We start from the raw sequence: 727 nt of genomic DNA, 5'->3' as shown, positions 1-727 counted from the left end.
TGATTTTTGGACCCTTGCGTGCCATGTCGATAGGGAGATCAGTTAAGAATTAATGGAAGTAATTTTACCGGCCGGAAGCTTAAATTTCACCGATATATCAATCGTTTAAAAGGCACTCCTAAGCCCGTTAGAGGCCCTCTGGACGGCCGGACAACCCCGGTGGCATCCATCTTGATTGCGTATGCCTAGAAGCGTTTTTACGGTGCTTCCCGAGGCCTTCCTGAAGGCTTTGGAAGAAGTCGAATTTCATCGAATTTTCTTGATTTTCAATCATTTGATGAAGATCAAGAAAACGCTTTTCGAGCAGTCTCATCCGGTTTTCGACTTGCCGTCGAGAAAGCTGATCACCTCATCGGCGGTGAAGTTCAGCACCGTCTGAGATTCAAGCTTTGCCATGAAGCGGGCGAACTTCTGCTGATGCAGACGCCGGTAGAGAAGCCATCCGCCGCAGACGTCGGACCAGATGACTTTGGCCGTCTTCCGGTGCTTTCCGACAAATACGACCACATCGCCGCCGCCGTCAGGGTCGATGAAGAGACGTTCCTGCGCAAAGCGCGACAGCGCGGCATAGCCGTAGCGCATGTCCACGGGAGCCAGAACGATGGTGATGCGGCGGTCTCCAAAGTCGAGCTTCATTCTGCAAACCCTCCGGCAGAGATCATCTGCATGGCGAGGGTTTCCGGCGAGTCGGTTCGGAACCTGAGCTCTATGCCGTTGGGCAGCTTGA

Annotated in this window: 1 protein-coding gene; it reads right to left on the bottom strand. The window is 53.0% G+C overall.

Annotated features, from left to right (window positions below):
• Nucleotides 1–309 precede the first annotated feature (309 nt).
• Complete coding sequence (gene tnpB, locus GBM95_RS11920; protein WP_139687107.1) at nt 310–636, bottom strand: IS66 family insertion sequence element accessory protein TnpB; 327 nt, start codon at nt 634–636, stop codon at nt 310–312.
• Between the last annotated feature and the right edge of the window lie 91 nt (nt 637–727).

Origin of the sequence: Sutterella seckii (assembly GCF_009183815.1) — a bacterium.
Classification (GTDB): domain Bacteria; phylum Pseudomonadota; class Gammaproteobacteria; order Burkholderiales; family Burkholderiaceae_F; genus Sutterella; species Sutterella seckii.
Note: the sequence above shows the minus strand (reverse complement) of the source record. Positions and strands in the feature narration are given on the sequence as shown.